The organism is Mycetocola lacteus, from assembly GCF_003667575.1.
Lineage (GTDB): Bacteria > Actinomycetota > Actinomycetes > Actinomycetales > Microbacteriaceae > Mycetocola > Mycetocola lacteus.
On the sequence record NZ_RCUY01000015.1, the window covers coordinates 250,200 to 268,651 of the forward strand.

The window sequence follows — 18,452 nt, forward strand, 5'->3', positions numbered from 1 at the left end:
GCCATCAGGGCACAAGCGGAGCATCGAGGCCGACATCAGGTACCGCGCACGCCCGCACCCCACAGACACCGCGCACGCCCCCACATCCACAGCTCCCGAAACCCGCTCAGAGCGCGCGGGCCAGCGCCAGCGCCCCGGCCACCGGATCATCCTCCAGTAGATGGAATTCCAGTCCCGGATGCGCGGTTGCCACACGCTCCCTCACGCCCTCGGCGAGCCTCGGCTGCCCCAGGATAACGCTGCCCGCGGCCACCACGTGCGCGCCGACGGCGCCGCGGCGCACCAGCTGATCCACGAGGCGGGCGAGGTGCGCGACGGCACCGTCGATCACATCCGCGGCGAGGCCCGAGCCCGCATCCGCAGCCGCAAAGACGGCGGGTGCGTGCGGGGACCAGTTCGCCATCGTGGGCTCGTCGTTGACCGCGCGAGCCAAGCGTTCGGCGTCGGCCACCCCAAAGCTCGCCAGCAGCGCGCCCAGCAGGCCGTCGTCGGGAAGGCCGTCATCATGGGCGAGCAGGGCCGCCCGGGTGGCCTCGCGGACGATGCCCGAGCCGCCGGCCTCATCCCCGATCACCCAGCCCCAGCCGCCCGCACTCACCGCGGTGCCATCGGCGAGCGTGCCCACCCCGATGGCACCGGTACCGGCGATCAGACCGATCCCCGCGTCCACCCCGGCGGCGGGAATCAGCAGGGCCGCGTCGTTGACGCAGTGCACGCGGGCGAGGCCACGGGCGCGCAGGGCATGCTCCAGATCCGCGGCCACCTGCGGATTGTCGAGCCCCTGAGCGCCGACACCGAGCCCCGAAACCTCGGCGGCGGACACCCCGATTCCGCTCAGCACGGCGAGGATCAGCTCGGCCGCGGGATCCGCCGGTTCGGCGTCCCACTCCCCCGAGGACACCACCGTGTTGTGCACCAGGACGCCGTGCTCATCCACCGCGCGCAGCGCCGTCTTCGTGCCGCCGATGTCCAGGCCGATGTGCAGCGTACTCACGCGCCCACCTGCGAGGGGGCCTTGGTATCGTCGTTTTCGAAGACAAACTCCTCAATCGCGATGCCGCGGTTTTCGGCAACCTCGCGCACCAGCTGCTGCATCACCAGGGCCTCGATCACGCCGCGCTGGGTGTCGCTGAGGGTGGGGATCACGATCGTGGTGACCAGGGGCAGCGGATCGCTTCCGTCATCGGTGATCAGGATGACCGGGTGTCCGGCAGCCGAGAGCATCCGCGCCGCCTTGCGCTCACGCGCGGTCCCAAACAGCACGTGGACGCCGGCACCCGCGGACTCCATCGCACCGTGCAGGTACTGCCGCGTACTCATCGCGGTGGAGGGGATGCGCGCAACCTCACGGAAGAGTAGCGCACCGGCCTCGGCGGATCCGACCGAGGTTGCCGAGCCCACGAAGTCGGCGCTGGGGGCGTTCTCAAAGAGCGCCGCAGCGGCGGTGATGGCGGGGGCCAGGTCGCGTTCGGCGGCGGCAAAGCGGGCGCCCAGGGCGTCCCAGTCGGCGGCGATATCGCCCCCATCCCAAGCCTCGGCCAGCATGCCCAGTGCGCTCACGGTGGCGGTGTAGCCGATCGTAGAGGCGTAGCTATCGTCGATGTTGCCGAGGTCGATGGTGTCGGTGGCCAGCGCACTCAGCGGCGAGGGGGTCACGTTGACGATGCCAAATCGGCGCTCGGGCACCACGCTCTCCAGCGCGGCCAGGGTTTCGGTGCTGCGCCCACTCTGCGAGATCGCAAAGACCGGACTTTCGCCCACCACGATCGGCATCGGGCTCTCGCCCGGGTCGAGCCGGGCCGCCTCGATACCGCGCTTACGCAGGTGCCAGACGGCGGCGGCCGCGGCGGCGTAGCTGGCGCCGATGCCCATCAGCACGGGACCGCGTCCCCGCAGGTTTCCGGCCTGGGCGAGACGCTCAAAGTGCGCGCGCAGTCGCGGCACCAGCGCGGTGAGCTCCTGGGCCTGGTCCGCGGTGGCCGCGGCGAACGTAATGTAACCGTCCACGGTGCTCCTTTTCTGTGGCGCTTCGCCGCGGGGGCGAAGACTCAAAACGATGACGGAATCCCGCCCTAAGACAATCTAGTACCTAACCATACCTCCTAATACCTCTTGGGTACAGGGCGTTCCGCTGCGACCACAAACAAAACGGGGCCGGATGTCGCAAGTGCAACATCCGGCCCCGAGGTTTGCGGCGCCGATCCCGATCGGTCGGGCTCGGCGGTTCCGCAGTCGGCCCCGTGTTAGACGGCGGGGGCGTCGGTCAGCGCGATGGCGTCGATCTCCACCAGCATCTCCTCGCGCGGCAACCCGGTGAACACGGTGGTGCGCGCGGGCAGGACACCCGAGGTCACGCGGGCCGAGACGAATTCGCCATAGGCATCGTTCATGATCGGGAAGTCCTCGCGCTTGGTGAGGTAGACCCGCAGCATCATGACGTCATCGAAGGTGGCACCGGCGGCGGCCAGGATCGCCTCGACGTTCTGCAGGGTGCGGGTGGTCTGCGCGGCGACGTCGCCGGGGAACAGGTACTCATTGGTCTCGGGGTGAACCGGTCCCTGGCCAGACACCTGCACAAACGGCCCCTTCCGCACACCCTGCGAGAAGGTGTGCGCCGGTGCGGGCGCGTTGGTGGTGGAGATGGCGATACGTTGTGACATGGGGTCCTTTCGGGACGGCAACCTGTTGACGGTGTCTGGTCCCCGATGCTAGAACGTACCTAGCGACGGACGCAACCAAGAGCGCATCCACACTGCCAAGGGCGACGCCGCCCTCACGACTAGTCAGGGGTTTTGATGTTGGGCACGACCGACTCGGCAACGAGTCCGAATTTTTCAGGCCCACTCAAGGCTTTTCCCCCGGTACCGGACGGGATCACCCCCGGCGATGTGCGGACTCGACGGCCCGCGCTGCGCGACCTCACCACCCCCCTGGTGACCGTGGATGAGTCGGCAATCGCCCACAACATCGAAACCATGCGCGCCTGGTGCGAGCGTGCCGGGGTGGGCCTCGCACCGCACGGCAAGACCACCATGAACCGGGTACTCTGGCAGCGGCAGCTCGACGCCGGTGCCTGGGGCATCACCGTGGCCACCCCCTGGCAGCTGAGTGTTGCGCTGGGCTGGCGGATCCCCCGGATCATGCTGGCGAACGCACTCGTCCAGCCCGCCTATCTGCGCTTGGTATCCGACGCGCTGCGCGACACCGACACCGACACCCGGATTGTGGTGTGGGCGGATTCGCTGCGCGCGGTGGAGATCATGGATGCGGTGCTGCGCGAGGCTTCTGGGGCCGAGAACGCTGCCCTCGGAGCCGAGGCAGGCAGGCCCGAGGCAGCCGAAGCAGCCGGGACCGCACGCCCGCTCGAGGTCCTGGTGGAGCTCGGCCAGCACGGCGGGCGCACCGGTGCCCGCACACACGAGGAGGCGATCGCGATCGCCTCCGCAATCAGTGCCTCGCCGGCCCTCGCCCTGGCCGGTGTTGCCGGCTACGAGGGTGCGCTGGCCCACCACGGAGATGAGGCTTCGCTGGCGATTATTCGGGGCTACCTCAACCGGCTCGCGGACCTCGACGATGCCCTGCGCGACTCCTACGATCCGCGGATCGAATCCGTCATCGTGACCGCCGGCGGCAGCGCCTACTTCGATGTGGTGGCCGAGGTTCTGTCCCCGCGCCACGCCCCAGCAGAGGGCCGCGAGGTACTTATGCGTTCCGGGGCATATATCTCTCACGATGACGGTTTTTACCGCGGAATCACGCCGCTCGGACGGTCCGGTGAGGCGAATTTCCGCTCGGCCATTCACGGCTGGTCCACCGTGGTCTCGCGTCCCGAGCCCGGGATCGCCCTGCTCGACGGCGGCAAGCGCGACCTCCCCTTCGACGAGGGCCTGCCCGAGGTTCAGGGGGTGCGCCGATTCGGCCAGGAAACCCTGGAGGAGCTGCCCGGCGCGAGCGTCACCGCGATGAACGATCAGCACACCTTCCTCGCCCTGCCCGCGGACAGCACGCTCCGCGTGGGCGACGTCGTCCGCCTGGGCCTGTCCCACCCCTGCACCACCTTCGATAAGTGGCGGGCGCTGATCGTGATCGACGATGTGCGCGCCGAGCACCCGCTGGCGACCGACGTGCTGTACACCGAGTTCGGTTAGGCGCGACGATGCAGACCATCCTGCTGCGCCACGCCCGCATCATCGACGGCACCGGTGCCCCGAGCCGGCCCGGCGACGTGCTGATCATCGAGGGCAGGATCGCCGCGCTGGGCGAGTGGATCACGATCCCGCCCGGACCCCACCTGGAAATCGACGTGGCCGGGCAGGTGGTCGCGCCCGGGTTTATCGACATGCACGCGCACTCGGATCTCGCGGTCCTGCACGATCATGAGCACCTCGCCAAGGTCTCCCAGGGCATCACCACCGAGGTGCTCGGGCAGGACGGGCTCTCCTATGCGCCCACGACCGACGCAACCATGGCGATTCTGCGCCGGCAGATCGGCGGCTGGAACGGCGAGCCCGCGGGCATCAAGTTCGACTGGCGCAGCGTCGGCGAATACCTGGACCTCATCGACCGCGGGGCGGCCCTCAACGTGGCCTATCTGGTGCCGCAGGGCAATCTCCGGATGGCGGTCATCGGGACCGAAGACCGGCCCGCGAGCCCGTCCGATATCGCCGCGATGCGGGACCTGGTGGAGGTCGGGTTGCGTCAGGGGGCATTTGGAATGTCCTCGGGGCTGACCTATGTCCCCGGGATGTTCGCCGACACGGATGAGCTGGTTGAGCTCTGCCGGGTGGTGGCCGAGCACGGCGGCATCTTTGCACCGCACCAGCGCTCCTACGGGCGCGGCGCACTTGAGGCCTATGCGGAGATGGTGGAGGTGGCCCGGCGCTCGGGCGTCGCCCTGCACCTGACCCACGCGACGATGAACTTCGGGGTGAACGCCGGGCGCGCACACGAGTTGGTGGCGTTGATCGATGCGGCCGCCGCCGACGGAGTGCGCATCTCATTTGACACCTACCCCTACCTACCGGGATCCACGACTCTTTCGGCGCTGCTTCCCGGCTGGGCGGCGGCGGGCGGTCCCGATCAGACCCTGGCCCGGCTGCGTGATCCCGAGACGCGGGAGCGGATCCGACACGAGCTCGAAGTCACCGGATCCGATGGCTGTCACGGGGTGGTGACCGACTGGTCCACGATCGAGATCGCCGGTGTCGCCAACCCCGCGCTCACCGGCATCGTCGGCTCAACCATCCAGCGGCTGGCGGAGAGTGTGCGCGGGGGAACCCGCTCGCTGGTGTCGCCGGAGATCGCCGCCGAGTGGCCCACCGATGATCCCACCGGCGTCTTTTTTGCGCTCCTGCAGCAGGATGAGTTGGCCACCAGCATCCTGCAACACGTGGGCGATGAGGCCAACGTGCGCACGATGATGAACCACCCGCTGCACACCGGCGGGAGCGACGGCATCCTGATCGGCGACAAACCGCACCCGCGCGGCTGGGGTACCTTCCCCCGCTTCCTCGGCCACTATGTCCGTGACGAGGGTGTGCTGAGCCTCGAGGATGCGGTCGCCCACTTCACCTCGCGTCCGGCCGCGGTCCTCGGCCTGAATGACCGCGGTGTCCTGCGTGCGGGCGCGGTGGCCGACCTGGTGGTCTTCGATCCCGACACCATCGCCGACCGGGCCACCTTCGCCGAGCCTCGGCAGCAGGCCGCCGGAATCTCCTGGGTGATTGTGGCCGGGGTCCCGGTCATCGCCGAGGGCGAGCGCACCGAGGCACTGCCCGGACGAGCGCTGCGCGGCCCGGCTTGGGACGGCATCCGCTAGCCACGATCCGACGCGAAGAGGCATTACCGCGCCGGTTCATAACCCCGAATCACGCGCCCGTATCCGGGGCACCAAGCGGCTCGGGATCCGCTGCCGCATGGCGCCGCAAGACGAGTCGCAGGATAATCACCGCCGCGATCGGCACCGCGGCGAGCAGCACAAACTGCAACCAGAGCGGCTCAATGACGGGTGCGCTCACCAGGCGAAGACCCATCCCCACCGTCATCACCACAAAGAGCAGAGGCAGTATCCAACGCTTACCGGTGTGGGCAGGCTTTGCGGTACGTCCCAGCGGGATCCAAAACGCGAGGAAAAAGCTCAGCAGGACAAGACACACGGCGTCCGTATTCATCGTAGGTTTTCCGTCCGCCTCGAGTCGGCCGCACGGCCGAAGTGTTCGGATTCCAACCTAGCGAATCACCCCACCACGATCCCGTGTTACGCACCGTGTCATCGCGCTTTGCGGTGTCCCCCAAACGGGCGGGAAGATGACGATGAGAGATTCCCTTCCCTCATTTCCGGCGATCCCCACGCCCCACTCCTTTTCCCCCGGAGGAAACACCCATGTCTCGTTCGATTCGTTTGGTGAGCGCGATTGCGCTGCTCACCGTTGCCGGCCTCGGTCTTGCCGGTTGCTCGGCCAGCGCATCCTCATCCGATAACGCGGCGAGCGCCAAGGCTTCCAAGGCCGAGAGCCTCAAGGACTTCGGCACCCTCGATGAGCTGGCAGCCGCGGCCAAGGCCGAGGGCAAACTCAACGTCATCGCGCTGCCTCGTGACTGGGCCAACTACGGCAACATCATCGACGCGTTCAGCAAGAAGTACGGCATCAAGGTCAACGAGCTGCAGCCCAACGGGTCCAGCGCCGATGAGATCGCCGCCGCCAAGAACAATAAGGGCCTCGACACCGCCCCCGACGTGTTCAACATCGGTGACACCATCGCCAACAGCAGCGAGAAGTACCTCGCCGTGTACCGCAACCAGGCGTGGGACGAGGTGGACCCGAGCCTCAAGGATGCCGACGGTCACTTCATCGCCGGCGAGGGCGGATTCCTCTCGATCGGGTACGACTCGGCCAAGGTTCCCGAACCCAAGACCTTCAACGATCTGCTCGGATCCGACTATAAGGGCCTCGCTATCTCCGGCGACCCGACCAAGAACGCCCCGGGTCTTGCGGCCGTCGGCCTGGCCACCCTGCAGGAGGGTGGCACCCTGGACAACTTCCAGCCCGGGATCGACTTCTTTGGCAAGCTCAACAAGGCGGGCAACCTGATCAGCGTGCAGCCGAGCTCGGCGACCGTGGTGTCCGGTGAGACCAAGCTGATCATCTCCTACGACTACTCCAACGTGGCCTACGGCCGCGACCTGCCCACCTGGAAGGTCACCATCCCCGAGGGCACCGGCTACGGCAGCTTCCTCTACCAGGCCATCAACAAGGACGCCCCGCACCCCGCGGCCGCGCGCCTCTGGCAGGAGTTCCTGTACCAGGCCGACCAGCAGAACCAGTGGATCAAGAGCGGCGCCCGCAGCCCGATCGAGGCCGCCCTGGTCAAGGCCGGCACCGTGGACAAGGCGGCCCTCGCGGGTCTGCCCGCCGCCCCGGCCAAGTATGTGATCCCGACCATCGAGCAGTCCAAGAAGGCTGGCGAGCTGGTGGCGACCAACTGGGCACCCGCGGTCGGCTAAGTCCGTGACCTCACTTGTTACCCCGCCGGGTACCGGATCCTCCGGTACCCGGCGTTCGGGCTCCCGGGCGGCGGCGCGGCCCCGCCATCGCATCGCCCTGGCGGCCGGCCGCGGTGTGGGCCTGCTGCCCTTTACCGTCTATGTGCTGCTGTTCCTGGCGATCCCCACGGTCATCGCCCTGGTCAGCGGCTTCCAGGATGGCGACGGCAACCTCACCCTCGACAACCTCTCGGCCCTGACCGATCCCACCATCCTGCGCACGATCGGCAGCTCGCTGTGGCTGGCCGCGCTGACCTCCCTGCTCGGCGCGATCATCGGTGCCCTGGTGTGCTTCGCGATGATGGGGCTGGATGAGAACCGGCTGCTCTCGCGCATCGTGACCTCCATTTCCAGCGTCCTCGCCCAGTTTGGCGGTGTGATGCTGGCCTTCGCGTTTATCGCGACGATCGGTATCCAGGGCGCGATCACCGTGTTCCTGCGCGGTGATCTGGGCATCGACATCTACAAGAACGGCGTCTGGCTGTACGAGCTGCCCGGGCTGATCCTGCCCTACCTCTACTTCCAGGTTCCGCTGATGGTGATCGTGTTCCTCCCCGCGATGAAGACCCTCAAGGTGCAGTGGGCCGAGGCGAACCTGACCCTCGGCGGCACCCGACTGACCTTCTGGACCCGGATCGGATTCCCGCTGCTGCTGCCCTCGTTTGTCGGAAGCTTCCTGCTGCTGTTCACCAACGGCTTCTCGGCCTATTCAACCGCGGCCGCGCTGATCAACCAGGCTTCCCCAATTGTGCCGCTCCAGATCCGACTCGCGCTCAGCAGCGAAACCGTGCTGGGTCGGGAGAACGTCGCCGGGGTGCTCGCCCTGGCAATGATGGTCATTATGTCCGTGGCAATGGCGCTGTATGCGCTGGTGCAAAAGCGGGCGGCGAGGTGGCGACTATGAGTGCGAAGGTCCGTCATCCGCTGGCCCCCGCCCGAGCCACCCGGATCATCATCCTGGCCGTGATCGGGGCGCTGTTTGCGGTGCCGATCGCCTCGATGGTGGAGTTCACGCTGCGTGATCCCAAGACCGGCGGTCACACGCTGGATAACTGGGCGGGCCTGTTCGCCCCGGATGCCGCGAGCACCTATGAGGTGGTCTGGACGGGAATTGGCAACTCGCTGCTGCTCTCGGCCTTCGCGGTCGCGGTGGTGCTGCTGATCCTGGTGCCCACGATGGTCTATGTCGAGGTCGAATTCCCCCGGCTGTCACGGGTGTTGGAGTTTATCTGCCTGATCCCGCTCTCGCTGCCGGCGATCGTGCTGGTGGTGGGATATGTGCCCGTGTACCAGTTCATCGGCCGGATTGTGGGGACGGATGTGTGGTCCCTGGGCTTTGCCTACGGGATCATCGTGCTGCCGTTTGCGCACCGGGCGATCAAGTCGAACCTCGACGCGATCGGCATCCGGGTGCTCAGCGAGGCCGGACGTACCCTCGGGGATTCCTGGTTCGGATTCCTCCGGCGCGTGGCCGTGCCGAACCTGCGCAGCGGGATTTCGGCGGCGGTGCTGATCACCGTGGCCGTGGTCTTTGGTGAGTTCACGCTCGCCTCGCTGCTGAACCGCACCAACCTGCAGACCGCGCTGAACATCATCAACTGGCAGAACCCGTTTGTGTCCGTGGCGATCTCGCTGGTTTCGCTGATCGCGGTGTTCCTCCTGCTCCTGGCCGTCAGCGGCCTGGGCCGCGTGGGCGTGCGCCGGGCACGGCGGCGCTCTTCCTCGAAGGTCGTGTATTGACCGCTCGCACGGGGGCTCCCACGCCGGGTCCGCTCCCCGAACCCCGTTTCTTCTTCCCGATCACTCCCCTGCGAGGCACCCGATGACCACTTCCTCCTCCGTTCTGCCCGGCATCGTGGGCACCCCGGTGTCCTTCGAGTCGGTGTCGCTGAAGTTTGGCAGCACCCTGGCGCTGGATGAGTTCTCGCTGGATATAGCACCCGGTGAGTTTGTCGCGCTGCTCGGCCCCTCGGGCTCGGGCAAGACGACGGCACTGCGGGCGCTAGCGGGCCTGGAGGCCGCATCCTCGGGTCGAATCCTGGTGGATGACGGCGACATCACCGGCGTCCCCACCAATAGGCGGGACCTGGGCATGGTGTTCCAGTCGTACTCGCTGTTCCCGCACCTGACCGCGCTGGAAAACACCGAATATGGGCTGCGGAACCGGCGCCAGCCGAAGGCTGCCCGTCGCACGGCGGCGCAGGCGGGGCTTGATCTGGTGGGCCTCGGCGACCTGGCCGACCGCTATCCGCATGAGCTCAGCGGTGGACAGCAGCAGCGCGTGGCCCTCGCCCGCGCGCTGGTCACCCGGCCGAAGGTGCTGTTGCTGGATGAGTCGCTGTCCGCGCTGGATGCGAAGGTGCGCGTGCAACTGCGCGAGGAGATCCGCCAGCTCCAGCTGCGCCTGGGCATCACCACGATCTTTGTGACCCACGACCAGGAGGAGGCGCTCTCAATCGCCGACCGGGTCGCGGTCATGAAGGACGGCCGGATCGAGCAGGTCGGCACCCCCGAGGACCTCTACCTCCGCCCGGCCAGCGCCTTCGTGGCCGAGTTCGTGGGCGTCACCAACCGCATCCCCGCCGAGAACCTGGGCGACGGCACCGTGCGCGTCCTGGGCAGCGTGCTGCCGGTGGCGGAGGTGCCGGCGGCGGACGCTTCCGCGGGCGAGCTCGTCGCGTACGTGCGGCCGGAGAATCTGCGGTTGGTGGTGGATGCTGGTGCTGATTCCATTGCCGGATCCGGCGTCTCTGCAACCGTGGTCGAATCCTCATTCCTCGGCTCCTTCCGGCACACCCTCGTCACCCTCCCGGACGGCTCACTCCTGCGCATCCAGCACGCCGCCACCGAGGCCCTGGCCATCGGCAACGAGGTGCGCGTGCAGGCGCTGGCGGTCACGCGGGTGGTCGCTGCGTAGCGAGCTCTAAGGCGGAGTATTCACACTGCCCAGTTAAACCCGACGGCTCGGCGTTGCGGCTATCCCCTGTCTCATTGCTGCAGAAACTTCGCATTCAGCTCCGCGCAGGCTTCAGCTTCGGTAAGTTCACCCATCAAGATTCTGCGGGCGCGCCCCAGCGCATCTGCATCGGGAAGATGCCCACCGATCTGTTGAATCTTTTCGAGCGAAATCGATGTATTCATCGACGTTGACCTCTGATTGGTCGCGCTCGTGCGCCACGAGAATCCACCTACTCGATTGCTGAGTTGGAACACAGAACCCACCCGGCTGGCAGCGGGTGGGTTCGAATGTTGTTCTTAACGCTAGGCCACTGCGCCGCAGCCCGCAACGAAAAGGCCCCGACCCGGACATGCCGGACGGGGCCTTCGCGCGCGGAACCTAGCGGTTCAGCTCGATCTGGCCAAGGTCCGCATAGCGCAGGCGCACCGGGTCGTGCAGGGTGTGGGTGCGGGCGTTGCGCCAGAAGCGGTCGGCGCGGAGCGAGCGGTCGGCGGTGCGGGCGCCGGTCCAGGAGAACAGCTCGGTAGCAACTCGGTTGGAGACGTCGGCGGAGAGCGCCTTGGTGGCCAGCAGACCCTCGCGCACCTCGGTGAGCAGGGATTCCGGGGCGTCGGGGGTGGCCTCGGCCCGGTCGATCACCGCGGCGGTTTCGCGCAGCAGCGCGGCAACGGCGCGCACGGCGGCCGACTCCTTACCCACCTGGAAACGCAGGATCGGATCCTCCACAAGGCTCGCATACTGCGCCAGCTCGAAGGGCACGCGGTTGCTCGCGCGCACCGAGGCCACGCCAAAGCGCAGCGCGCCCTCGGCGATGCCCACGTCGATCGCCGCGTGCGCGAGGCGTCCGGCCTCGGCCCAGGCCGTGGGGCGGGTCGCCGGGCTCCAGGCAAACACAAAGTCGGCGGGCACGGCCACCTCGCTCAGGCGCAGGGTGCCGCTGCCGCTGCCGCGCTGGCCCATGCCGCTCCAGTCGTCGATGATTTCCAGGCCCGGGGCGTCGGTCGGGATGAAGGACATGATGACGCTGCCCTCGCCGTCCACGGCCATCACGGTGATCCAGGCGGCACCCAGCGAACCGGTCGCGTAGAACTTCTGGCCCGAGGCCAGGTAGGAGCCGTCCTCCTGACGGGTGAACACGGTCGAGAAGTCGGCCGCGTGACGGCCTCCGCGCTCGGCCGCGGCGTTGGCGATCCGCTTGCCCGCGCGAATATCGGCGTAGAGGCGCTCGCGCGCCTCATCCGAGCCGAGCATCACCACGGCGTCGGTGAAGCCATAGTGCGGCTGGAGGAGCTGGGCGATGCCCGGATCCGCCTGCGCCAGAATCCGGAACACCTCGGTGATCTCGACCTGGCTGGCACCCGGACCGCCGAGCGCCGCAGGAATACGCAGCGCGAGCAGGCCGGAGTTCTCCAAGATCTCGCGGGCCGCGGCGTACTCGCCCGACTCGTCGCCATCCAGCGCGATGTTTGCGAGCGCATCCCGGGTGGCCTCGGCCAGGGCGATGAACTCGGGGTTGATGGTGTGGGACATGGCACATCCTTTACAGCGAGGGGTCGCCGCGGCGAACCCGAAAAATGGGTGGGGCGACTAGATCGAAACCTGGTGCGCGGGGTGGGTCGCAGGCAGACGCGGCGATCCAAAAACGCGCTCGCGCAGACCCGAGGTGCCGTAGCTCTCCCGGGCCAGACCACGCTCACGCAGGCGGGGCAGAATGTGCTCGATGAAGTCGTCGAAGGTCTCCGGCTGCACGATCGGCTGCACGTTGAACCCGTCGATTCGGCCCTCGGTGGCGCGACGCTCAATCTCGTCCACGACCTCCTCGGGGGTACCCACGATGGGCTGCACGTAGGATCCCAGGGTCCCGAAGTGCTGCTTCAGCTGACCGACGGTGCGGGCATTGCCACCCTCCACCGAGAAGCGCTTGGCCTGGGTCTGGACGTGATCGGTGTCGCCCTTTTCGAAGACGGTGTCCTCGTCATAGTGGTCAAGATCCCGGCCACTCACGCCGCACCAGTGCGCGAGCGCGCCCTCACGGGAGAGGTAGTTCTGGTACTCCTCCAGGCGCGCCTGCGCCTGCTCATGGGTCTTGCCCACGACGACCTGCAGGCCACCCAGGAGACGCACGTCCTCGGGGTTACGACCCGCGGCCACGGCGGCGGCCTCAATGTTTTCGCGGGCCTTCAGCTGCCCAGCCACTTCGTTCGTTCCCAGGAACACCACCTCGGCGTGCTTCCCGGCGAACTGCACGCCCCGGCCCGAGGTTCCCGCCTGGAACAGCAGCGGGGTGCGCTGAGCGCTCGGCTCGACCAGGTGCGGACCGGCCACCGACCAGGTGCGCCCCACGTGGTTGATCGCATGGATGCGGTCAGCCTCGGCGTACACGCTGCGCTGGATGTCCGCGACGACCGCGTCCTCATCCCAGCTCTTCTCCCACAGCTTGTAGGAGATCTCCAGAAACTCCTCGGCGCGGTCGTAGCGGTCATCGTGACTCCACTGCTCGGTCAGGCCGAAGTTGCGAGCCGCCGAGGGCAGGTAGGAGGTCACGATGTTCCAGCCGACCCGGCCACCGGTCAGGTGATCCAGGCTCGACCAGCGCCGCGCGTTAGCAAACGGGTGTTCGTAACTCGTAGAGGCGGTGACCACAAAGCCGAGGTTTTCGGTGACCGCGGCCATCGCCGGGATCAGGGTCAGCGGATCGTGGGCGGGGAACTCCACCGCGTTCTCGATCGCCGGGGCGGAGGACCCGCGGTAGGTGTCGTAGAGGCCGAGCACGTCGGCGAAGAACACCGCGTCAAAGCGGGCGTCCTCGTAGCGGCGGGCACGGTCCAGCCAGTGCTTGAGGCTGCCAAAACCCAGGCGATCATCGCGGGGGTGCGCCCACATGCCCTGCTGCACATTACCAACGGTGTTGCCTTCAAAGGCGTTCAGAATCAGGGGACGCCGCGGCGCGGGGGGACGACTCATCGGGGAAATCCTTGGTGCTCAGGAGGTGGCGCACCGAGTCGCGCGCCGGCCTGCGGCGCACCGGAAACGTCACCGTTGGGGATGCGATGGCGGTCCAAAATTGGGGGGATCTGCGGACCACCACACGCATCACATTCTGGCCCAGCATCCGCGCCACACCGCAGTTGTGTGACGAAGCATGACGGCCACCCCCGCGCGGGGGCTTGTCAGGGAGCGAACTAGTCGGCGAGCGCCGTCTCCGGCAGGGGAACCACCCGACGCAGACCCGGCCCAGGAACGGGCCTCGGGCGCGGGGCGACCTGGGTTTCCGGCACCTCGACGGAGACGGATTCGGTGACGGCGATGACGGCCGTCTCGGCTGCGGCCAGGTTGGCGGCGGCCGGCTCGGCAATGATCGGTGCCTCCGATTCGACCGAGGTTTCCGGCGCGGTGACCCGAGTACGAGCAGCGCGCGGCTTCGTGACCGTTGCGGCCTTCGCCGCGGTCTTAGTCGAACCCTTTGTCGGAGCCTTGGCTGCGACCGTCGTCGACGCGTCCGAGCCCTTCGCCCCCGGAGCAGCCTTCGCCTTCGCCGCGGTCTTCGCCTTTGCCGCCGCCGAGGATGCCTTCACGGTCGTGCTCTTCGCGGCAGCCTTCGCCCGCGGCTTTGCCGGGGCCTTGGGTGTCTTGGGTTTTGCCGCCGCCCGGGTGGCCGGGGTGTCCTCGAGCGGGGGCACCACGGTGTCCGCGGAGTCCGCATCCGGGTCCATCCCGAAGCGTCGCCGCATGACCTCGATCGCCTGCGGGTTCTGATCGATCAGCACAAAGTTCCGGCCGAGCTCGCGCGCCGCGGCCCCGGTGGTGCCGCTGCCGGCGAAGAAGTCAAGAATCCAGTCGCCCTCGCGGCTGGAGGCCTGGATGATCCGGCGCAGAATCCCCAGCGGCTTCTGGGTGGGATACCCGGTCTTTTCCTTACCGGTGGGCGACACGATGGTGTGCCACCAGACGTCGGTGGGCAGCTTGCCGCGCGCGGCCTTCTGCGGGGTCACCAGACCCGGTGCCATATAGGGCTCACGGTCCACGGCGGTCGAATCGAAGTGGTACTGGGCGGGATCCTTCACGTAGACCAGGATCGTATCGTGCTTGGTGGGCCACCGACGGGTCGCCTTCGCCCCGTAGTCATAGGCCCAGATCAGCTCGTTGAGGAAGCTGTCGCGTCCAAAGATCGCATCCAGCATGACCTTCGCATAGTGTGCCTCGCGATAGTCCAGGTGCACATACAGCGTGCCCTCGGGCCCGAGCAGTCGCCAGGCCTCCAGCAGACGCGGTTCGAGGAAGGTCCAGTAGTCGTCAAAGGTGTCATCGTAGGTGCGCAGTTCCCCGCGGATCCGCTGATAGCTCTTGCCCTTAAACCCCACGCTCCCACTCACCCCGGGCTCGGAGCGCACCGCGGTGGTCACATGACGCGCCTGGCTGCGCCCGGTGTTAAAGGGCGGGTCGATGTAGATAACGGTAAAGGACTCATCGGGCAGTTCGGCGAGCAACTCGAGGTTGTCGCCGTGCCAGATTTCGCTGGACTGCGGGAAATCACGCGCCACGGTTAGGGAACCCGATTCAGCCAGGCGTCGGTGGAGAACTTCTCGCGCACGAGGGTCTCCGCCTGGGCATACTCGTCCGGCGTAATCTCGCCGGGAACCGCACCGGTGAGGGTCACAAAGGTCGCCTTCATGGCCTCGATGATTTCGCTCCGGCTGCGCCCGGTCTGGCTGCGCAGCGGATCGACGCGCTTGGCGGCGGAGGTAGTGCCCTTATCCGAGAGCTTCTCCCGGCCGATGCGCAGGACGCGCGCCATCTGGTCGCCGTCCATGTCGTAGCTCATGGTCACGTGGTGCAGCACGCCGCCGCTGCCCAGGCGCTTCTGCGCCGCCCCGCCGATCTTGCCGGCCGGGGAGGTGATGTCGTTCAGCGGCTTGTACACGGCCTCGATGCCGAGCTCGCGCAGCGCGGTGAGCACCCAGTCATCGAGGTAGGCGTAGCTCTCGGCAAAGGTCATACCCTGCACCAGCTCGGCCGGCACATACAGCGAATAGGTGATGATCGCGCCCTTGGCCATCAGCATTGCGCCACCGCCGGAGATCCGGCGCACCACGTCAAACCCCGCGGCCTTGGCGGCGTCGAGATCCACCTCGTTCTTGAGTGACTGGAACGACCCGATCACCACGGCCGACTCGTCCCACTCCCAAATACGCAGGGTCGGGCCGCGGTGCCCAAGTCCCACCTCGCTGGTCAGCACCTCGTCCAGGGCCAGGTGGGTGCGCGGGGGCACCGCCTGGGAGTGGATGATCTGCCAGTCAAAATCACGCCAGTCGGCGGCGGAGGTCACCGAGCGACGGATCGCCGTGGCCACCGAATCCGGGGTGAATCCGAGCAGCTGCGCGCCCTCGGGCAGGGCCGCCTGGATCGCCGCGGCAATGGTGGTGGCGTCGCTGCGCGCATCCAGACCGTTCACCGCGGCGTTGATGTCCTCAATGGCCTCATCGGGTTCGAGGAAGAAGTCTCCGGCGAGCCGGAAGTCCGCAAACACCCCGTCCACCACGTCGAGGTCAACCACCACGAGCTTGCCACCGGGCACCTTATATTCACCGTGCATGGTCCCAGCCTACCGATTCCATGGCAATCCCTGCCGTGTCGGCCCAAACCGGGGCACAATGTTCTCATGACGACGTTTATCCTGGTTCGACACGGCGAAACGATCTGGCACACCGGACACCGGTATGCGGGCATGAGCGATATCCCTCTCGACGCCGAGGGACAGCGCGCCGCCGACGCCCTGGCCGAGTGGGCCGTCGGGGCCCAGCTGGATGCGATCGTGGTTTCCCCGTTGATCCGCGCGGTCAACACCGCGCGCCCCTCGGCCATCGCCCTGGGCATGCCTCTGCACATCGATCCCGACCTGGTCGAGGTCGATTTCGGTGTGGGTGAGGGCAAAACCATCTCCGAGCTGCGCCCCGACTACCCCGACGAGGTGGCCGCGTTTGAGGCGGCTCCGGCGGATTCCCCGCTGCCCGGCGGCGAGGTGGGACGCCACGCGATTACCCGCTACCTCGGTGTGCTCGACAAGCTGCGTGAGCGCTACCCGGCCGGCCGTGTGCTGGTTGTGGGCCACGGTACCGCGATCCGACTGGCGGTCAGCGAGCTGATCGGCATCGAACCCAACCGCTACCGTGATCTAATGCCCGAGATGCTCAACTGCGGCCGCACCACCCTGGAAATCACCGACCGCGGCGTCGCGCTGCAGGGCTTCAACGTGCCTAGCTACACCCCGGGGAGCTCGTCGTGAACATCCAGATACTCGCGATCGAGGGCTGCCCGAGCCTGACCGCGGCCACCGAGAACACCCGCGCGGCACTGGGCGAACTCGGCCGCGACGAGCTGGCAATCGAGCAGATCACCATTCGTGATGCAGCGGACGCCCGCGCGTTTGCCTTTGCCGGATCCCCCACGATCCTCGCCGACGGCGCCGACCTGTTCCCCTCGGATGGTCGCACCGAAGACCTCGCCTGCCGCGTCTACCCCACCGAGTCGGGCATCGCCCCAGCCCCCTCGCGGGCGCAGCTGGTCACCGCACTCCGGGAGCGTTTCGCGCACCCGGTCCACTAATACACACGAAGGAGAACACCATGCAGGCTCTCGTGAACGGTGCCGTCATTGCCGACGCCGCCCCCGAAGACATCGTCCTGATCGAGGGAAACCGCTACTTCCCGCCCGCCTCGATTGCCGCGGGCACGCTCGAGAAGAGCCCCACCCCCTACACCTGCCCGTGGAAGGGTGTGTGCCAGTACTTCGACGTGGTAACCCCCGACGGAACCCGCATCAGCGACGGTGCCTGGAGCTACCCCAACCCCTATGACGGTGCCGAGGAGCGCGTGGGCCACGCCTTCGCCAACTTCGTGGCCTTCGCCCCGGGCGCGACCTTCACGGACTAGCCCCGGCCCGGCTACCAGGCCCCGCCGCGCAGATTGATGCTGCCGGCGGGCCACCGCCTCTCCGGGACGCCCCGTGGCCGGCTAACCCGCCACCGGCACGTGCGCATCCAGCCAGCGAACCAGGTCGGCGATGATCTCCTCGCGGTTGAGCTCGTTGTAGATCTCATGCCGGGCGTCGGGATAAACGTGCAGGGTCACATCGCTCAGCTTGGCGCGATTGCGGTAGGCGGCATCCAGCTTGGTGAGGCCGCGCTCCCCGCCCAGGGAGTCGGCCGAGCCGCCCTGGATCAGCATCGGAATGTCCCGCGGCATCCGGCGCGGCGGCCGCCCAAGCAGCCCGATCGCCTGGAAGAGGTTCCAGGCGGGCTTCTCGGCGATGTCGAAGTTCAGGGGGTCCGCTCGGAACGCAGCCCCGGCTTCGGGATCGCGATTGAGCCATTCCAGCCCGGTGGATTCCGGTCCGCGCCAGGGCTTGTTCAGGTCCCCGGAGTTCAGCACCCCGGGCACCGCGAGGCTCGATCCCGAGAGCACCACGGCGTCGTAGATGGTGGTGGTGTTAACCAGTTTCTGAGCCATCAGCGAGCCCCAACTGTGCCCCAACAAAACCAGCGGGATCCCCGGATACTCGCGGGCGATGGACTCCCCCACGCTGCGCAGCGAGCGGATCGCCCCGCGCACCGCCCCGGGTCCCAGATCCGCGAGTCCACCCGCTTCCAGGCCGGTCCGGCCGTGTCCGCGGTGGTCGTCGGCCACCACCGTATAGCCGGCAGCCACCAGCTCCTCGGCGAGCGCCGCATACCGGCGCGCATGTTCGCCGACCCCGTGGGCGAGGTGGATGATGGCGCGCGGATTCTTCGCCGCCCAGGTATAGGTGTAGACGACAATACCGTCGGCATCGGTGAGGGTCCCCACACGCGCACCGGTGGGGTCGATTGGGCTGTCCTGCTCCGCGCTGCTCATTCCCTCAGACTAGTGATTCGCTGTGAATGCCTCCACCCTCATTTCTTTAGCAAGACTAATG

Annotated in this window: 18 protein-coding genes and 1 pseudogene; 9 read left to right on the plus strand and 10 right to left on the minus strand. The window is 67.5% G+C overall.

Features of this window, described 5'->3' with window-relative positions; translation table 11 throughout:
* Positions 1-106: 106 nt before the first annotated feature.
* From D9V34_RS16530 to D9V34_RS16540, 3 genes are all read right to left on the minus strand, one after another.
* Positions 107-994, minus strand: coding sequence for an N-acetylglucosamine kinase (locus tag D9V34_RS16530; protein WP_121689550.1), 888 nt, complete (start codon positions 992-994; stop codon positions 107-109).
* Positions 991-2,007, minus strand: a complete 1,017-nt coding sequence (locus tag D9V34_RS16535) for an SIS domain-containing protein (protein WP_121689551.1) — start codon at positions 2,005-2,007, stop codon at positions 991-993. Before D9V34_RS16535 ends, D9V34_RS16530 begins: the two co-directional genes overlap by 4 nt.
* 236 nt (positions 2,008-2,243) lie before the next feature.
* Positions 2,244-2,660 carry a RidA family protein gene (locus tag D9V34_RS16540; RefSeq protein ID WP_121689552.1) on the minus strand — a complete coding sequence of 139 codons (417 nt, stop codon included), beginning with the start codon at positions 2,658-2,660 and terminating at the stop codon, positions 2,244-2,246.
* A gap of 228 nt (positions 2,661-2,888) precedes the next feature.
* Between D9V34_RS16540 and D9V34_RS16545 the strand changes: the two genes are divergently transcribed.
* Together D9V34_RS16545 and D9V34_RS16550 are read left to right on the plus strand one after the other, a co-directional pair.
* Entirely contained in the window at positions 2,889-4,148 is a 1,260-nt protein-coding gene (locus tag D9V34_RS16545) for an alanine racemase (RefSeq protein ID WP_245992063.1), read from the plus strand.
* An 8-nt stretch (positions 4,149-4,156) separates the two neighbouring features.
* Entirely contained in the window at positions 4,157-5,818 is a 1,662-nt protein-coding gene (locus D9V34_RS16550) for an N-acyl-D-amino-acid deacylase family protein (RefSeq protein WP_121689554.1), read from the plus strand.
* Between the two features lie 49 nt (positions 5,819-5,867).
* Here the strand turns inward: D9V34_RS16550 and D9V34_RS16555 are convergent, their stop codons facing one another.
* Positions 5,868-6,170 (minus strand): hypothetical protein, encoded by a 303-nt coding sequence (locus tag D9V34_RS16555; protein ID WP_121689555.1) that lies wholly within the window; start codon positions 6,168-6,170, stop codon positions 5,868-5,870.
* Positions 6,171-6,382: 212 nt separating this feature from the next.
* Between D9V34_RS16555 and D9V34_RS16560 the strand changes: the two genes are divergently transcribed.
* From D9V34_RS16560 to D9V34_RS16575, 4 genes are all read left to right on the plus strand, one after another.
* Positions 6,383-7,504 (plus strand): ABC transporter substrate-binding protein, encoded by a 1,122-nt coding sequence (locus D9V34_RS16560; protein WP_030149357.1) that lies wholly within the window; start codon positions 6,383-6,385, stop codon positions 7,502-7,504.
* Between the two features lie 4 nt (positions 7,505-7,508).
* On the plus strand, positions 7,509-8,447 hold the full coding sequence (locus D9V34_RS16565; RefSeq protein WP_245992064.1) for an ABC transporter permease: 939 nt from the start codon (positions 7,509-7,511) through the stop codon (positions 8,445-8,447).
* Positions 8,444-9,283: an ABC transporter permease subunit gene (locus tag D9V34_RS16570; RefSeq protein ID WP_121689556.1), complete on the plus strand. Its 840-nt coding sequence runs from the start codon at positions 8,444-8,446 to the stop codon at positions 9,281-9,283. The genes D9V34_RS16565 and D9V34_RS16570 overlap by 4 nt, the downstream gene beginning before the upstream one ends.
* A gap of 82 nt (positions 9,284-9,365) precedes the next feature.
* Positions 9,366-10,460: an ABC transporter ATP-binding protein gene (locus D9V34_RS16575; protein ID WP_121689557.1), complete on the plus strand. Its 1,095-nt coding sequence runs from the start codon at positions 9,366-9,368 to the stop codon at positions 10,458-10,460.
* A 71-nt stretch (positions 10,461-10,531) separates the two neighbouring features.
* On the opposite strand, the gene D9V34_RS17915 is transcribed toward D9V34_RS16575, so the two are convergent.
* The 5 genes and pseudogenes from D9V34_RS17915 to lplAB all read right to left on the minus strand — a co-directional run bounded on the left by D9V34_RS17915 (position 10,532) and on the right by lplAB (position 16,095).
* A complete protein-coding gene (locus D9V34_RS17915) occupies positions 10,532-10,684 on the minus strand; it encodes a hypothetical protein (RefSeq protein WP_183092017.1) in 153 nt (50 codons plus the stop codon).
* A 196-nt stretch (positions 10,685-10,880) separates the two neighbouring features.
* On the minus strand, positions 10,881-12,032 hold the full coding sequence (locus D9V34_RS16580; RefSeq protein WP_121689558.1) for an acyl-CoA dehydrogenase family protein: 1,152 nt from the start codon (positions 12,030-12,032) through the stop codon (positions 10,881-10,883).
* A gap of 57 nt (positions 12,033-12,089) precedes the next feature.
* On the minus strand, positions 12,090-13,466 hold the full coding sequence (locus D9V34_RS16585) for an LLM class flavin-dependent oxidoreductase (protein ID WP_030149350.1): 1,377 nt from the start codon (positions 13,464-13,466) through the stop codon (positions 12,090-12,092).
* Positions 13,467-14,212: 746 nt separating this feature from the next.
* A pseudogene (locus D9V34_RS18205) lies at positions 14,213-15,043 on the minus strand (DNA-methyltransferase); the annotation flags it as partial.
* Between the two features lie 2 nt (positions 15,044-15,045).
* On the minus strand, positions 15,046-16,095 hold the full coding sequence (gene lplAB, locus D9V34_RS16595) for a lipoate-protein ligase LplAB (protein WP_121689560.1): 1,050 nt from the start codon (positions 16,093-16,095) through the stop codon (positions 15,046-15,048).
* A gap of 66 nt (positions 16,096-16,161) precedes the next feature.
* Here lplAB and D9V34_RS16600 point away from each other — a divergent pair, with 66 nt between their 5' ends.
* The 3 genes from D9V34_RS16600 to D9V34_RS16610 are packed head-to-tail and all read left to right on the plus strand — an operon-like array spanning position 16,162 to position 17,431.
* Positions 16,162-16,785 carry a histidine phosphatase family protein gene (locus D9V34_RS16600; RefSeq protein ID WP_121689561.1) on the plus strand — a complete coding sequence of 208 codons (624 nt, stop codon included), beginning with the start codon at positions 16,162-16,164 and terminating at the stop codon, positions 16,783-16,785.
* Positions 16,782-17,105: a hypothetical protein gene (locus tag D9V34_RS16605; RefSeq protein WP_121689562.1), complete on the plus strand. Its 324-nt coding sequence runs from the start codon at positions 16,782-16,784 to the stop codon at positions 17,103-17,105. The genes D9V34_RS16600 and D9V34_RS16605 overlap by 4 nt, the downstream gene beginning before the upstream one ends.
* A gap of 20 nt (positions 17,106-17,125) precedes the next feature.
* Entirely contained in the window at positions 17,126-17,431 is a 306-nt protein-coding gene (locus D9V34_RS16610) for a DUF427 domain-containing protein (RefSeq protein WP_030149346.1), read from the plus strand.
* An 81-nt stretch (positions 17,432-17,512) separates the two neighbouring features.
* Here D9V34_RS16610 and D9V34_RS16615 read toward each other — a convergent pair whose 3' ends face one another.
* Complete coding sequence (locus D9V34_RS16615) at positions 17,513-18,391, minus strand: alpha/beta hydrolase (RefSeq protein ID WP_121689563.1); 879 nt, start codon at positions 18,389-18,391, stop codon at positions 17,513-17,515.
* Between the last annotated feature and the right edge of the window lie 61 nt (positions 18,392-18,452).

What these genes read in the sequence shown, in the direction of transcription:
- D9V34_RS16615 (WP_121689563.1), bottom strand. Translation starts at nt 18,391, where the DNA reads ATGAGCAGCGCGGAGCAGGACAGCCCAATCGACCCCACCGGTGCGCGT.
- D9V34_RS16575 (WP_121689557.1), top strand. Translation starts at nt 9,366, where the DNA reads ATGACCACTTCCTCCTCCGTTCTGCCCGGCATCGTGGGCACCCCGGTG.
- D9V34_RS16610 (WP_030149346.1), top strand. Translation starts at nt 17,126, where the DNA reads ATGCAGGCTCTCGTGAACGGTGCCGTCATTGCCGACGCCGCCCCCGAA.
- D9V34_RS16550 (WP_121689554.1), top strand. Translation starts at nt 4,157, where the DNA reads ATGCAGACCATCCTGCTGCGCCACGCCCGCATCATCGACGGCACCGGT.
- D9V34_RS16600 (WP_121689561.1), top strand. Translation starts at nt 16,162, where the DNA reads ATGACGACGTTTATCCTGGTTCGACACGGCGAAACGATCTGGCACACC.
- lplAB (WP_121689560.1), bottom strand. Translation starts at nt 16,095, where the DNA reads ATGCACGGTGAATATAAGGTGCCCGGTGGCAAGCTCGTGGTGGTTGAC.
- D9V34_RS16585 (WP_030149350.1), bottom strand. Translation starts at nt 13,466, where the DNA reads ATGAGTCGTCCCCCCGCGCCGCGGCGTCCCCTGATTCTGAACGCCTTT.
- D9V34_RS17915 (WP_183092017.1), bottom strand. Translation starts at nt 10,684, where the DNA reads ATGAATACATCGATTTCGCTCGAAAAGATTCAACAGATCGGTGGGCAT.
- D9V34_RS16540 (WP_121689552.1), bottom strand. Translation starts at nt 2,660, where the DNA reads ATGTCACAACGTATCGCCATCTCCACCACCAACGCGCCCGCACCGGCG.
- D9V34_RS16580 (WP_121689558.1), bottom strand. Translation starts at nt 12,032, where the DNA reads ATGTCCCACACCATCAACCCCGAGTTCATCGCCCTGGCCGAGGCCACC.
- D9V34_RS16555 (WP_121689555.1), bottom strand. Translation starts at nt 6,170, where the DNA reads ATGAATACGGACGCCGTGTGTCTTGTCCTGCTGAGCTTTTTCCTCGCG.
- D9V34_RS16560 (WP_030149357.1), top strand. Translation starts at nt 6,383, where the DNA reads ATGTCTCGTTCGATTCGTTTGGTGAGCGCGATTGCGCTGCTCACCGTT.
- D9V34_RS16570 (WP_121689556.1), top strand. Translation starts at nt 8,444, where the DNA reads ATGAGTGCGAAGGTCCGTCATCCGCTGGCCCCCGCCCGAGCCACCCGG.